This window comes from Rothia nasimurium (genome assembly GCF_014217215.1).
Taxonomy (GTDB): Bacteria; Actinomycetota; Actinomycetes; order Actinomycetales; family Micrococcaceae; genus Rothia; species Rothia avistercoris.
The window spans coordinates 1522731-1535144 of record NZ_CP056080.1; the positions used below are offsets into that span (position 1 = coordinate 1522731).

At 62.2% G+C, this 12414-nt stretch carries 12 protein-coding genes; 5 read left to right on the top strand and 7 right to left on the bottom strand.

Going from position 1 to position 12414, the window contains the following annotated elements:
• Positions 1-10 precede the first annotated feature (10 nt).
• Positions 11-2104, bottom strand: coding sequence for a type IIA DNA topoisomerase subunit B (locus tag HWU94_RS06975; RefSeq protein ID WP_185173083.1), 2094 nt, complete (start codon positions 2102-2104; stop codon positions 11-13).
• Between the two features lie 200 nt (positions 2105-2304).
• Between HWU94_RS06975 and HWU94_RS06980 the strand changes: the two genes are divergently transcribed.
• On the top strand, positions 2305-2502 hold the full coding sequence (locus HWU94_RS06980) for a hypothetical protein (protein ID WP_135011882.1): 198 nt from the start codon (positions 2305-2307) through the stop codon (positions 2500-2502).
• 99 nt (positions 2503-2601) lie between these two features.
• Here the strand turns inward: HWU94_RS06980 and HWU94_RS06985 are convergent, their stop codons facing one another.
• Positions 2602-4062, bottom strand: coding sequence for a class I SAM-dependent RNA methyltransferase (locus HWU94_RS06985; protein ID WP_185173084.1), 1461 nt, complete (start codon positions 4060-4062; stop codon positions 2602-2604).
• A 38-nt stretch (positions 4063-4100) separates the two neighbouring features.
• The gene (locus tag HWU94_RS06990) at positions 4101-6053 is read right to left on the bottom strand and encodes an APC family permease (RefSeq protein WP_185173085.1); all 1953 of its coding nucleotides are present in this window, start codon (positions 6051-6053) and stop codon (positions 4101-4103) included.
• Positions 6054-6240: 187 nt separating this feature from the next.
• On the opposite strand from HWU94_RS06990, the gene HWU94_RS06995 reads away from it, so the two are divergent.
• Both HWU94_RS06995 and HWU94_RS07000 read left to right on the top strand, forming a co-directional pair.
• On the top strand, positions 6241-6933 hold the full coding sequence (locus HWU94_RS06995) for a TrkA family potassium uptake protein (protein WP_185173086.1): 693 nt from the start codon (positions 6241-6243) through the stop codon (positions 6931-6933).
• A complete protein-coding gene (locus HWU94_RS07000; RefSeq protein WP_135011890.1) occupies positions 6924-7577 on the top strand; it encodes a TrkA family potassium uptake protein in 654 nt (217 codons plus the stop codon). Before HWU94_RS06995 ends, HWU94_RS07000 begins: the two co-directional genes overlap by 10 nt.
• Positions 7578-7658: 81 nt before the next feature.
• On the opposite strand, the gene HWU94_RS07005 is transcribed toward HWU94_RS07000, so the two are convergent.
• Genes HWU94_RS07005 through dut form a run of 3 tightly spaced genes read right to left on the bottom strand, consistent with a single transcriptional unit; the run spans position 7659 to position 9509 of the window.
• Positions 7659-8195: an asparaginase gene (locus tag HWU94_RS07005; protein WP_185173087.1), complete on the bottom strand. Its 537-nt coding sequence runs from the start codon at positions 8193-8195 to the stop codon at positions 7659-7661.
• Positions 8196-8200: 5 nt separating this feature from the next.
• A complete protein-coding gene (locus HWU94_RS07010) occupies positions 8201-9031 on the bottom strand; it encodes a DUF3710 domain-containing protein (RefSeq protein WP_185173088.1) in 831 nt (276 codons plus the stop codon).
• 34 nt (positions 9032-9065) lie between these two features.
• Positions 9066-9509 carry a dUTP diphosphatase gene (gene dut / locus HWU94_RS07015; RefSeq protein WP_244955919.1) on the bottom strand — a complete coding sequence of 148 codons (444 nt, stop codon included), beginning with the start codon at positions 9507-9509 and terminating at the stop codon, positions 9066-9068.
• 132 nt (positions 9510-9641) lie between these two features.
• Here dut and HWU94_RS07020 point away from each other — a divergent pair, with 132 nt between their 5' ends.
• Positions 9642-10109: a DUF3093 domain-containing protein gene (locus HWU94_RS07020; RefSeq protein WP_185173090.1), complete on the top strand. Its 468-nt coding sequence runs from the start codon at positions 9642-9644 to the stop codon at positions 10107-10109.
• 110 nt (positions 10110-10219) lie between these two features.
• Here the strand turns inward: HWU94_RS07020 and HWU94_RS07025 are convergent, their stop codons facing one another.
• Entirely contained in the window at positions 10220-10519 is a 300-nt protein-coding gene (locus HWU94_RS07025) for a DUF4193 domain-containing protein (protein WP_083091691.1), read from the bottom strand.
• A gap of 423 nt (positions 10520-10942) precedes the next feature.
• On the opposite strand from HWU94_RS07025, the gene sepH reads away from it, so the two are divergent.
• Positions 10943-12262, top strand: a complete 1320-nt coding sequence (gene sepH / locus HWU94_RS07030; protein WP_185173091.1) for a septation protein SepH — start codon at positions 10943-10945, stop codon at positions 12260-12262.
• Positions 12263-12414 lie beyond the last annotated feature (152 nt).

Genomic DNA, 12414 nt, shown 5'->3' on the forward strand with positions numbered 1-12414 from the left:
CTCAACACGCTTAGGCGTCGATAGCCGTATGGTCGAGCTTGGTCGCACCGCGAATGATGAAGTCCTTACGCGGTGCCACTTCTGAACCCATCAAGAGGGTAAAGGCCCGCTCGGCAGCCTCAGCGTCCTCGACCCGCACACGGCGGAGCATGCGGTGGCGGGGGTCCATGGTGGTCTCCGCCAGCTGGTCGGCGTCCATCTCACCCAGGCCCTTGTAGCGCTGAATCGGCTCCTTATAGCTCTTACCTTCGGCCTCAAGCCGGTCGAGCAGCTCGTGCAGTTCTTTCTCAGAATAGGTGTAGACCATCTCGTTAGCCTTACCCCGGTTGACCACCTCGACCCGATGCAGGGGCGGTACAGCGGCGTAGACGTGGCCGGCTTCTACCAGCGGACGCATGTAGCGGTAGAAGAGGGTCAGCAGCAGGGTACGGATGTGGGCGCCGTCCACGTCCGCGTCCGTCATCATGATGATCTTGTTGTAGCGCTTCTGCTCTAAATCAAAGGTACGGCCAGAACCGGCGCCAATAACCTGAATAATGGCGGCACACTCGGCATTCGCCAGCATGTCGGTCAGCGAGGCCTTCTGGACGTTCAGGATCTTTCCGCGAATAGGCAGAAGGGCCTGATAGGTCGAGGAACGCGCCAGGCGAGCGGTGCCCAGCGCTGAGTCGCCCTCCACGATGAAGAGTTCGGACTTCTCCACGTCGGTGGAGCGGCAGTCCACCAGCTTGGTCGGCATCGACGAGGTTTCCAGGGCATTCTTGCGGCGCTGGGTTTCCTTGTGAACTCGCGCCGAAATACGCGACTTCATCTCGGCAACAACCTTTTCAGAAACAGCCGCCGCCTGGGTCTTCTCGCCCCGCGCGGTGGAGTTCAGCTTGGCCGCCAGCTGCTTGGCAACCACCTTAGAGACGATCTGGCGCACCGCCGGGGTACCCAGAATCTCCTTGGTCTGGCCCTCAAACTGGGGCTCAGCCAGACGCACGGTGAGCACAGCGGTAAGCCCCGCCAGCACGTCGTCCTTTTCAATCTTGTCGGTGCCAGCTTTGAACTTACGCGCGTTATCGGCAATGTGCTTGCGGAAGGTCTTGAGCAGGCCCTGCTCGAAGCCGGTCTGGTGAGTGCCGCCCTTGGGGGTGGCGATGATGTTGACGAAGGTGCGCAGCTTGGTTTCGTAGCCGGTGCCCCAGCGCAGGGCAACATCAACCTCGCACTCGCGTTCCACTTCGGTCAGCTGGGAATGCCCCTCGGCGTCGAGCACGGGGACGGTCTCGGTGAAGGTATCGGTGCCGGTGAAGCGCCAGATGTCGGTTACGGCCTGGTCGTGGGCAAGGTAGTCCACGAACTCAGAGATACCGCCATCGTGCTGGAAGACCTCTTCGTGGGTCTCGAATTCACCGGGGGTGCCAGGCAGGCGGCGTTCATCGCGCACGGCAATCCGCAGGCCGGGAATCAGGAAGGCAGTCTGGCGCGCACGAGCCGCCAGGTTCTCGTAGCTGAACCGGGCGTCCGGAGTGAAAATCATGGGGTCGGCCCAGTAGCGCACGCGGGTGCCGGTGACCCCGCGCTTGGCCTTACCTACCACCTGCAGGGCGTCGGTGGAGGCGGTGAAGGGGGCATCGGGCTTGGGGGTGCGGGCGTCCTCGAAGATGCCGGGCACGCCGTGGCGGAAGCTCATCTGGTAGGTCTTGCCACCGCGGTCCACCTGTACGTCCAGGCGGGAAGAGAGCGCGTTGACGACCGAGGCGCCCACGCCGTGCAGGCCGCCCGAGGCGTTGTAGGAGCCGCCGCCGAACTTACCGCCGGCGTGCAGCTTGGTGTAGACCACCTCAACGCCGGAGAGTCCGGTGCGGGGTTCGATGTCGGTGGGCACGCCGCGGCCGTCGTCCTGAACCTCAACGGAGCCGTCCTTATAGAGGATGACCTGGATTGACTGGCCATACCCGGCCAGGGCCTCATCGACCGAGTTGTCGATGATTTCCCAGAGGCAGTGCATGAGGCCGCGCGAGTCGGTGGAGCCGATGTACATGCCGGGGCGCTTGCGCACGGCTTCGAGGCCTTCGAGCACCGATAGGTTGCGGGCGGTGTAGTTGTTTGCTGCCACGAAACTCTCCTGCAGGTATGGACGGGGTGCCTATCTAGTGTAGTACATGTGTTCGGTTTGGCGGGTCTTTGGCGGCGCGGACGCCCGCGGCCGGCAGGCGGGAAGGGCGGGTTTAGCGCTGTGGGCGAAAGGACGTGCGGGGCGGCCCGGTCGGTGGTTGTATGGAGGGTGAGGAAGAAAGCTTTTGAAAGGAGCCTACCGTGAGTGCAACTCTTGAGACCCGCCGCGAACTGACTGCTGCTGACCGGTGTGATGCCTGCGGTGCCCAGGCCTATGTGCGTGTGGTGATGGAGTCAGGTCTCGACCTGCTCTTCTGCGGCCACCATGCTCGTGCCAAAGAAGAGGCCCTGCGCGCTGTAGCGGCCGAGTGGGACGACCAGACCGACCGCCTGAGCTAACATCTGCTCCCCCGCCCCGCCGGGTAGGTACCACCTACATCAGAAAAACCCACCAACTAGGTGGGTTTTTCTGATTTAAATGGTCTTTTCTGGGAACCGCTAGGCCCCGTACCGGCTAAACACCGCCACCGCTTCCACGTGGTGGGTGTTGGGGTACATGTCGAAGGCTTCGACGCGTACAAGTCGCCAGCCCGCTGCGCGCAGGTAGCCGGTGTCGCGCCCCAGGGCTGCCGGGTCACAGGCAACATAAACCAGGGTGGAGGGGTTCAGGTCAGTCACCTGCTCCATCACGGTACGGCCAGCTCCCTCACGAGACGGGTCGCAAATCACCACGTCAGGGGCGGCGTAGCGCCCCTCGGCCACCTCACCGCTGATCTTCTCAAGCACCCGGGCGACGTCCCCGCGTTCCACGCGCACGCGCGTCCGCTCAGACCTGTGGGTGCGTGACGGGCCTTCGTCGCCAAAGTTCTCTGACGCGTTGCCACTGGTCACCGAGGATCCCTCAACTGACAGCACCGTACCCCTGTCCCCCACCGCGTCAGCAGCCAGGGCGGTGAAGAAGCCAGCACCTGCGTAAAGGTCGTAGACCGTCATCTCCTTTTTCAGGCGGGCAGCCTCAAGCACGGCGTTACCCAGCACCTCGGGGGCGGCCCGGTGAATCTGCCAGAAGCCGGTAGCGGCCACGTTCCAGTAGAAGTCCTGGGCGTAGACGGTAGCGGTCTCCAGCAGGTTGGGGTTGGCGGCACCGGCGATGACGTCAGCGGGTTTGGTGCCGCGGCGGCGTCCGCCCTTTTTCTCGGGGGTAAAGACCAGGGTAATCATGCGCTCTTCCAGCGACCCCCACAGGGCCCGGGCCTGCTCTTCGATGCCTTCGGCGACCGCGGCGGGCGTAGTTCGCGATGACACGGTAAAGACCACCGCCAGCATATCGGTGGCGGCTACAGCCACATCAACCCGGGTGATACCGGCCAGCTTGAGGCGGTGCAGTTCGAGGGCCTCAATGCGCTCATCGGCCAGGGGAAAACCGGTGACGGGCACGGGGGTTGAGCTAGAGTGCAGGAACATGGCAATCTGCTGGCTTTCGCGCTCCACCGCAAAATGCACGCGGGTGCGCCAGTGCAGCCCCCGGTCATCGCCGGGCAGGGCATGAACGGGCAGTGAAGCCAGCAGGGGGTGGTTTTCAGGTACCCCGCCCAGACGCACCAGCTGTTCCTTCACGATCTGCTGCTTGTAGGCCCGCTGGGTCGCTAGGTCCAGGTGGCCGTATTCCATGCCGCCGAGGGGGTGAGCGGACGCGAGCGCGTCCGCCGGTGCCCAGGGGTGGGAGCGGCGCTCCGGGGCGGGAGCCTCTACGGAGATGACGTCTGCAAAGAAGAAGCGGCCTTTGGGGCCGCGGCCGGTGATGCGGGCAGTGGCAGTCTCCCCCACGACTCCATGGCGGACGAAGATGACGCGGTCACCCGCTCTAGCGACAAGGGCGCCGCCGTGGGCCGGACGCTCGGGGGTGAGTTCTATGAGGTCACCGATAGCGGGTTCGGGTGTGGTGGGGACGGTAGACATGTGTTTCTCGCTTTGAGGGTGGCTCGGTGGGTTTTAGTTTATCGTTCGATTTGCCAGGGCACGGAGGCTACGACGACGCCCGGTTCGTGGCGCAGGCGGGCTTTGAGTTTGTGCACGGTGCGGCGGTGGAAGATGCCCTGCCACCAGTGGGAGACCACGTATTCGGGCAGGTAGACCACGAGCACGTCGCGGGGGGATTTTTGGCGCATCTGCTGCACGTATTCGAGCACGCTGGCGGCTGGGTTGCGGTAGGGCGAGTCCAGCACGGTCAGGTCGACGGGCAGTTCGAGGGCTTCCCAGGTGTCGATGTTTTCGCGGGTGCGGGCTTCGTCCACGTTCACCACGAGAGCTTCGATGGACGAAGGGCGGGAGGCCCGTGCGTAGGCGAGGGCCCGGAGTACGGGTTTGCGTACCCGCTCAACGTAGATGAGGGCGTGGACGCGGGAGGGCAGCGCCCGGTCTGCGGCCAGTTGTTCGGGGTCGGCTGAGAGGGCTAGCTGCCGGTCGATACTGCTGTAGTGTTTGTTGGTTTTGATCATGAGCCAGGTCAGAAGAAGAATGAGCAGCACGGTGACCCAGGCACCGTGGGTGAACTTGGTAAGAATAATAACCACGAGTACAGTAACCGAGGCACCGGTACCGATGGTGCTGATGCCGATGTCACGCCAGAGAGTGCGGCGTTTTTTGGTATCGAGGGTGATGCGCTGGGCCCGCCAGCGATTGCGGAGCACCGCATACTGGGTGAGGGTCATGGCAGTAAAGACACCCACAATGTACATCTGCACCAGGGCGTGTACATTGGGGCCGACGATAGCGACCAGCAGCATAGAGCTGGACCCCAGGGCCAGCACACCGTTGGCGTAGAGCGCGGTGGAGCTGCGCGCTGAGAGGTGCACCGGTAGGTACTGTTTCGCGGCGATGGTGGTCGCTAGCATGGGGAAGCCGGTGAAGGCCGTCATGGCCGCCACGATGAGCACTCCGATGGTGGCTGCACCCAGCAGGACGCTGGCCAGGGGGATGCCGAAGATAGCGTCGGTGATTTGGAGCAGAGCGGGTACCTGGTGAAAGTCTTCGCCCGCGGGCTGCCCGTTAATCAGTAGCCCCTGAGCCGGGTCAAGGACGCTGACCACCCCGGTTTGCCGGGCCAGGTAGAGCACCCCCAGCAGGGAGAGGGCAGATAGGCCGCCAATCACCATCAGGCTGGTGGCTGCGTTGCGCTGACGCGGCGGCGCAAAGGCCTTCACGGCGTTACTAACGGTGTTCACCCCGGTCAGCGCCACAGAACCGGAGGCAAAAGCCCTCACCAACAGCAGGCTAACACCGAGCTGGGTGGTCAGCACCTCGGCAGCGCCGTCGGGAACCATCACCGTGTACTCAGCCGATACCGCGCGTCCGAGCTGCCCGGTAGCGTCCGCAATGAGACCGCAGGCAACGGTGACCGCAAGCAGCACCAAAAAGACATAGGAGGGAAGGTGCGACACCCGCAGCATTACCTTGAGGCCGCGCAGGCAGATAAAGGTCACCAGAGCAATGAGGGAACAGGCAATCAGCCGCTGATGCCCCAGTAGTACCGGGGTAATCGATTCAAGGTACTGGGCAGCAGAAGACAGCGACACCGCAACCGTGAGCATAAAGTCAACCATCAGGGCAGCGCCCAGCACGATAGCGGCGGTTATCCCCAGGTTCTGGTGCACCAGGGCGAAGTCGCCGTGCTCCCCCACATGCTGGATGTTATAGCGGTAGGCACCCACCACAACCAGCAGGATCAGGGCAATGCCCAGCCCCACCAGGGGCGAGTAGGCTAGGGCACCGTGGCCGGCCAGGAGCAGGGTCAGCAGAATTTCGTCGGGGGCATAGGCAACCGACGAGAACCCGTCAGCCCCGAAGAGGGGTAGGGCACGGCGTTTGGGCAGGTTGCCCTTCTTGGCGTACCTGCTGGTGACGGGGGCACCAAAAATCAGGCGGGTGGCCGCGCTCCTAATATTTCTCACAGGCTCTAACCGTAGTCGGTAGAGCAGGGAAAACACAGCTATACACACCACATTTTGCTCGTGGGTCAGGACGCCCCGCGCGGCTATGGCGCGCCGGTTGGGTGGTGGGGCCGCTGGGCGTAGACTAGAGGCAACCCTGCTGTGCGGGGTTTATGTTTGTTTCCGTCGTGGTTTCGTGAGGTGCTAAGTGCCCCATTTTGTGATTATGGGTGCTGGTCGTGTGGGCGTTATGCTGGCCCATACCCTAGAAGATGCGGGTCATTCGGTTGCTGTGATCGATCAGGATGACCGGTCTTTCCGCAGGTTGCGTAAGGATTTTGCGGGTAAGAAGGTGACCGGTGTGGGCTTTGACCGCGAGACCCTCAAGCGGGCCGGTATTGAGCACGCCTACGCTTTTGCCGCGGTGTCTTCTGGCGATAACTCCAATATTATTGCCTCCCGTGTAGCCCGTGAGACCTTTGGGGTGCAGCACGTGGTGGCCCGTATCTACGACCCCAACCGGGCTGAGTTCTACCAGCGTCTGGGTATTCCCACGGTGGCTGCGGTGCGCTGGTCGACCGACCAGGTGCTGCGCCGCATTTTGCCGGAGCAGGCTATGGCCGGTGATTTTCGTGAGGCTTCGGGCCGTCTGATGCTCGGTGAGCTGCAGTTGCACGAGGACTGGGCTGGGCACGCCCTGACGGAGATTGAGCAGGCTGCCGGTGTGCGCGTGGCCTACCTGACCCGGTTTGGGGAGGGTATGCTCCCCACCATGGAGACCTCCTACCAGCAGGGCGATACGGTGCACGCCATGATGCGCACCGAGGACATCAACGATATTGCCAGGGTGCTGGGTGCTCCCCCGGCACGCAACGCTGAGGGAGATCTGGAATGGAAGTAATCGTTATCGGCGCTGGTTCGGTGGGCTCATCAAGCGCCCGCGAACTACTCTCTCACGGCCACACGGTCACTATTATCGATATCAAGCCCGAGGCGATTTCCCGCAGCGATATTCAGCACGCCCACTGGGTGATTGGGGACGCCTGCGAGCTGTCCGTCCTGCGCCAGGCCAAGCCCGAGAACGCGGACGTCATTGTGGCAGCCTCAGGCGACGATAAAACCAACCTGGTGGTATCGCTGCTGGCCCGCAGCGAGTTCGGGGTACCCCGCACCGTGGCCCGCGTGAACAACCCCAAAAATGAATGGCTCTTCGACGACTCCTGGGGCGTGGACGTTGCGGTTTCTACACCCCGCCTCATGACCGCTCTGGTGGAAGAGGCCGTTGAGGTCGGCGACGTCGTGCGCTTGCTGACCCTCAAGACCGGCAGCGCTACCCTGGTCGAGTACACCGTACCCACCGACCACCCGATTATTGGTCATACCGTCGATAACGTTCAGTGGCCCTACGAGACCACCCTTACCGCTATCCTGCGTGACGGGGTACCGATTACCCCCAGCGGCGACGACGTGATTGAGGGCGGCGACGAGCTCTTCTTCATCACCACCCCCACCGGTGAGGACGACATCCGCGCCCTCTTCAGCTAGCCTTCTTCCTGCTTATCAGTAAAAAGGACGCCGGCCCCACCTTCTTCGCCGAAGGTGGGGCCGGCGTCCTTGTGCCTGCTACTAGAGGGCCGGAACAATCTCGTAGCGCGGGTTGTACATGAGGGGCTTCTCGCGGGTGCTCAGCATGCCCGAGACCCGAAGATAGCCGCCTGCCTCTATTCCCGGCACCTGACGCTGGCCCTGCCAAACCAGGGTCAGCACCGTACCGGGGCTCAGAGGCGGGAACTCCGGGTAAAGCACCCGGGGAGCCGCCCTGTTGACGCTAAACCGAGTGGTGAAGCCGGTCTCCTCATCCAGCACAGAAATCTGGCCGGTTGAGGTGTCTTCGGTGGTGCTCACATCGGTGGTGTCATCAAGATCTTCACCGGTCTCTGCAATGGGCATACCCGTCATGGGGTGGGTCTTGGCCGGGGGCAGGGGCTTAGACTTATCGACCAGCAAGGTCACCTCGAACCGGGGGTTAGCCCCCACATGCGACATGTGCACACGGGTCACCCGCCCGGCGGCCCTGGCGCGAAACCGCTCGGGGTACTCTTCCAGGCGGGTCACAGGCCCGGCAGCCCGCTGCTGGGTAAAAGAAGACTCAGTCTCAGGCATGGTCGCTAGCCGATTTCAGTGATTTCGGGGCCGCGGCGGGGCACCTCAACGGTGGGCTTCTTCTCAGCCTGGGCAGCTGCTGCGGCAGCGGCCTGGGCGGCTGCGGCGTCCTGAATGTTCTGGGGCACGCGCATGGGCAGCAAATCACGCGGGGGCATGGGGTCAGAGCCACGGTTGACCACGATGGTGCGGAAGACCTCTTCAAGGGCGGTAGCGCTCTCACCGGGTAGCACGGCCTTGCCCGAGAAGACACCGCGGACGAACCAGCGGGGCCCGTCCACACCAACAAAGCGGGCAATACGGAAGCCCTTGCGTCCGTCGAGAAGCTCAGCGGGTACACGGGAGATCAGCTGACGCCCGAAGGGGCCGTCATTGATATCAACCTGGCCACCCTGGCGGCGCACACTCTCAGACAGTTCCTTACGAATCTCATCCCAGATACCGCGGCTCTTAGGAGCCGCAAAAGCCTGCACCTGCAGGGTTCCTTCTCCCAGCTGCAGGGTCACCGCGATAACCTGCTGGGTCTTCTGGTCGGCCTCAAGGCGCAGGTTCAGGCCCGGGTTACTCTTGACCAGCAGGCCACCCAGGTCGATGTAGCTAGAGCCGGTACGCTGCTCGGTGATGTCAAAGGGACCGTTCTCACGGGTAAATTCCACGAAGGACGCCGCAGGCTCCTGCTGCGCGGTAGGCTGCTGGGTGCCGCCCTGGGCAGCCTCAGCAGGTGCCTCTTCAGCGGCGATTTCCTTCTCGTCGCTCTCTACAGCGGCAGCTGCCGCGCCCTGCTCACGCTCAGTCACGGCGTCCGCGCCATTCTTTTTCTTACCAAAACCAAACATAGTGCCTCCTTCGGCCCTCGCCTATCTACTGCTCTTACTGTACGCCCGTTGAACCAAACCCGGCAGTTCCACGCTCAGTTTCGCTCAAACTCTCCACCACATTAAAAGTAGCCGACTCAAACCGCTGAATAACCAGCTGGGCAATGCGGTCACCGCGCTGAATCTCAAAAGCCTGCTCCCGGTCGGTATTGAGCAGGCAGACCATGAGCTCACCACGATACCCGGAATCAACTGTGCCCGGCGCGTTCACAATCGTAATGCCGTGCTGAGCAGCCAGACCCGAACGGGGGTGCACCAGACCCACATAGCCCTCAGGTAGGGCGATCGCCACACCGGTCGGCACCAGGGCCCGCTCACCCGGTTGCAGGGTAAGGTCCACGCGCGAGCGCAAATCAGCACCGGCATCCCCGGGCTGGGCATAGGCAGGGGGCTCAATTCCCTCATCGAGCATCTTGATATCAATCTTAATCTGGTTCATCACCCCTTTACTGTACCGGCTTAAGCGCTCCGGTGCCGCCCACATCAGGCGCCAAAACCCCTTAGACTAGAACCTGTGCGCCGGGTTTGCCCCGGCTCATACTTCACAGTTTGTCCCTCGTCGAAGGAAGCTATGCCTGCTACCGCCCCCACCGTGCTATACCGTGAACGTCTGGCCCCCGGAATCGGCCTGTGGATAGGCTGCCTGGGTGTTGGCCTAGGCTCTTTCCTGGTCGGCGCACCGATTAATATCACCGCTGGCATTATTGCCGGTATCGTGATGTTCCTGCTGGTCGGCGGAATACTCTACGGCAGCTCCCCCACCATCGAAATTACCGAGACCACCGTACGCTTCGGTAGGGCCCGTATCGAACGTGACTATGTTGGTCGAGCCTACGCTTTCCGAGGTGAAGATGCCCGCCTCGCTACCGGCCCGGCACTCGATGGCCGCGCCTACATGTGTTTCCGCGGGTGGATTACCTCAGTCATTCGTGTTCAGATTACTGACCCGGCAGACCCCACCCCCTACTGGATTGCGTCCTCCCGCCACCCCGAAAAAATTGCCGCCATCCTGAATGAGGGGCTGCCCGAAGAAGACTAAGACGTCCAAAGGCTGCTAAGCACCTGGCAGACATCATCTTTAGGCGATACGAGGGCGGGCCCGCGTTATGCAACGCGGGCCCGCCCTCTTACTTTTGAAGTTTCTTAGTCTTAGCTCTCGCACTCGATGCAGAACTTGAGATCGCCCTCTTCGCGGGCAATCTGGGAACGATGACGCACTAGGAAGCAAGAAGCACAGGTGAACTCGTCGTCCTGTGCAGGGAGCACCACAACGTTCAGCTCTTCATTGGAGAGGTCAGCACCGGGCAGCTCAAAACTTTCGGCCGCTGCGTTTTCGTCCTCATCCACTGCACCTGACTGCATTTCTGAGGGGCGTGAACGCAGCTCCTCAAAGGACTGGTCCTTGCTCTCTTCATCCTGCTTGCGAGGTGCATCGTAATCGGTTGCCATGGTTTTCTCCGTATTAAGTGTGCGAAGGGTAGATACCCTCTCTGTCTGGTCTGGGTACCTGCACCTCGGTCTTGGTGTCGACCAACTCTGCGCTCGTCAGGGTCTACGACTGTGTTGAGGTGACGGGTAGAATTGTTCACCATTGCCCCCGATAATGCAAGTGGAAACTTCATGTTCTCTCTCAGCGAGTCACAATGACTCGGACAGGGCTGGTACGGGAGCAGAAAAATATTTCAAGCTCTTGCTGAACTTGAGTAAAAAATCCTTGAAAAACCGGGTTTTTCCAAAACTTCTCTCCCACCTCCAGCTACTTTAGCTTTCAAGCACAGCTTGAGCCGGTAGTCTTTCAAGTAAGTGTAAAGATTGAAGTGAGCACCCCTCTCTGCTGAGGCGGTGCCCGGCCCCATCTAAGGAGACCGAGCAGTGCGAGAACTGCGACTTGCTGGCATTCACGACGACGGTGAAAACCTCGTTCTCGAATCATCTGACGGCGCAACCTACCTCTTGCCCATCGACCAGAACCTACGGCAGAGCATTGCCCGCGCCCGCCGCATCAGCCCCCTGCGCGGGGGCAGCGCTAGCGGCACCTTTGGCCCCCGCGACATCCAGACCCGTTTCCGCCAGGGCGCAACGGTTGAAGAGATTGCCGCAGAGTCAGGTTGGGAGCCGGAGCGCGTGCGCCGCTACGAGTGGCCCATCGTCGCTGAACGCGCCAACATCATCCAGACAGCCCGCACCGTGGTCATCTCCCCCGCCCCCGGCCAGGGCGGAGCAGCACAAAGCCTCAACCAGCACATCGAAGCCGTGTCTGAACGCTTCGACTTCGCCCAAGCCCCCATGGAATGGAGCACCTGGCAGCAGGAGTCAGGCCAGTGGACCGTGTCTGTCGATGTAGAGCTAGGCGAGGACGCCCAGGCCAACCTACCGCGCGGCGTCATGTTCCCCGCCCGATGGAACTTCAACCCTGCCAACCAGAGCATCTACGCCTCCAATGAAGCTGCCTACTTCCTCATGGGCCGCGATCACTCCCACGATGCTCCCATTCCTGGCCCGGCTAAACAGGCTGCAGCTCCTCAGGAGGACTCTGCGGAGGAAGCCTCTGAACCGGCAGCCCCCGCCCCCGTTGGTGTTCAGGTCGCTGAGCCCCGTTTGACCCGCGTGAGCGTTCCCGAGCAGAAGGAACAGAACGAGCTGCTCGACGAGCTCACCGCTCGCCGCGGCGTCCGCTCCTTTGACCCCGCCAGCGAGCGCAAACTAGCCGACCTACTCGAACGTGCCCGCCGCAGCTCCCGCCCTGCCCCCGCGGCCGAGGTGCAGGCCGAACCTACCTCTGAAGCCGAAGAACCTACTGCGTCGGTAATCGACGAAACAGCCCAGCCACAGACAGCCGCTAGCGAAAATACCGTAGGGCAGCAGGCGCCTAAGGAGGCTACCGAGAATAGCGCCGAATCTCCGGCAGCTCTTGAGGAAGCTCCCCTGCCCACCGAGACTTCAAGTGCTCAAGGCGCCCTGCCTGATGAGCAGGTCCAGGGAGCTGAGGGCTCTCATGTCGCTGTGGAGCCTAAGGGGGAAGACGATATCCAGGAGGCTGAGGCTCCCCTCACCGAGACTGCAGAAGATGCCCCTGAGGCGCAGGACGAGCAGGTAGAAGAGCCTAAGACCCAGCAGCCCAAGTCGAGCCGGGCCAAGCGCACGAGCGTACCGAGCTGGGATGACATCATCTTCGGCAACCAGCGCCGATAGAGCCACCGTTATCCGGTGCAGGTTATGGCCCCGCGTCCGCCTGTCTAGGTAGAACGCGGGGCCTTACCGTCTGACGAGAAGCTGAAGGGGTTGCCCCGCGCCGCCACATTTTCGTTAGAGGCACCACAGTACCGGCAAGCTTTCAGCGCGTA

Coding starts and splice junctions, on each gene's coding strand:
- HWU94_RS06985 (WP_185173084.1), bottom strand. CDS start 4,062: ATGTCTACCGTCCCCACCACACCCGAACCCGCTATCGGTGACCTCATA.
- HWU94_RS07000 (WP_135011890.1), top strand. CDS start 6,924: ATGGAAGTAATCGTTATCGGCGCTGGTTCGGTGGGCTCATCAAGCGCC.
- HWU94_RS07005 (WP_185173087.1), bottom strand. CDS start 8,195: ATGCCTGAGACTGAGTCTTCTTTTACCCAGCAGCGGGCTGCCGGGCCT.
- HWU94_RS07010 (WP_185173088.1), bottom strand. CDS start 9,031: ATGTTTGGTTTTGGTAAGAAAAAGAATGGCGCGGACGCCGTGACTGAG.
- dut (WP_244955919.1), bottom strand. CDS start 9,509: ATGAACCAGATTAAGATTGATATCAAGATGCTCGATGAGGGAATTGAG.
- HWU94_RS07020 (WP_185173090.1), top strand. CDS start 9,642: ATGCCTGCTACCGCCCCCACCGTGCTATACCGTGAACGTCTGGCCCCC.
- HWU94_RS07025 (WP_083091691.1), bottom strand. CDS start 10,519: ATGGCAACCGATTACGATGCACCTCGCAAGCAGGATGAAGAGAGCAAG.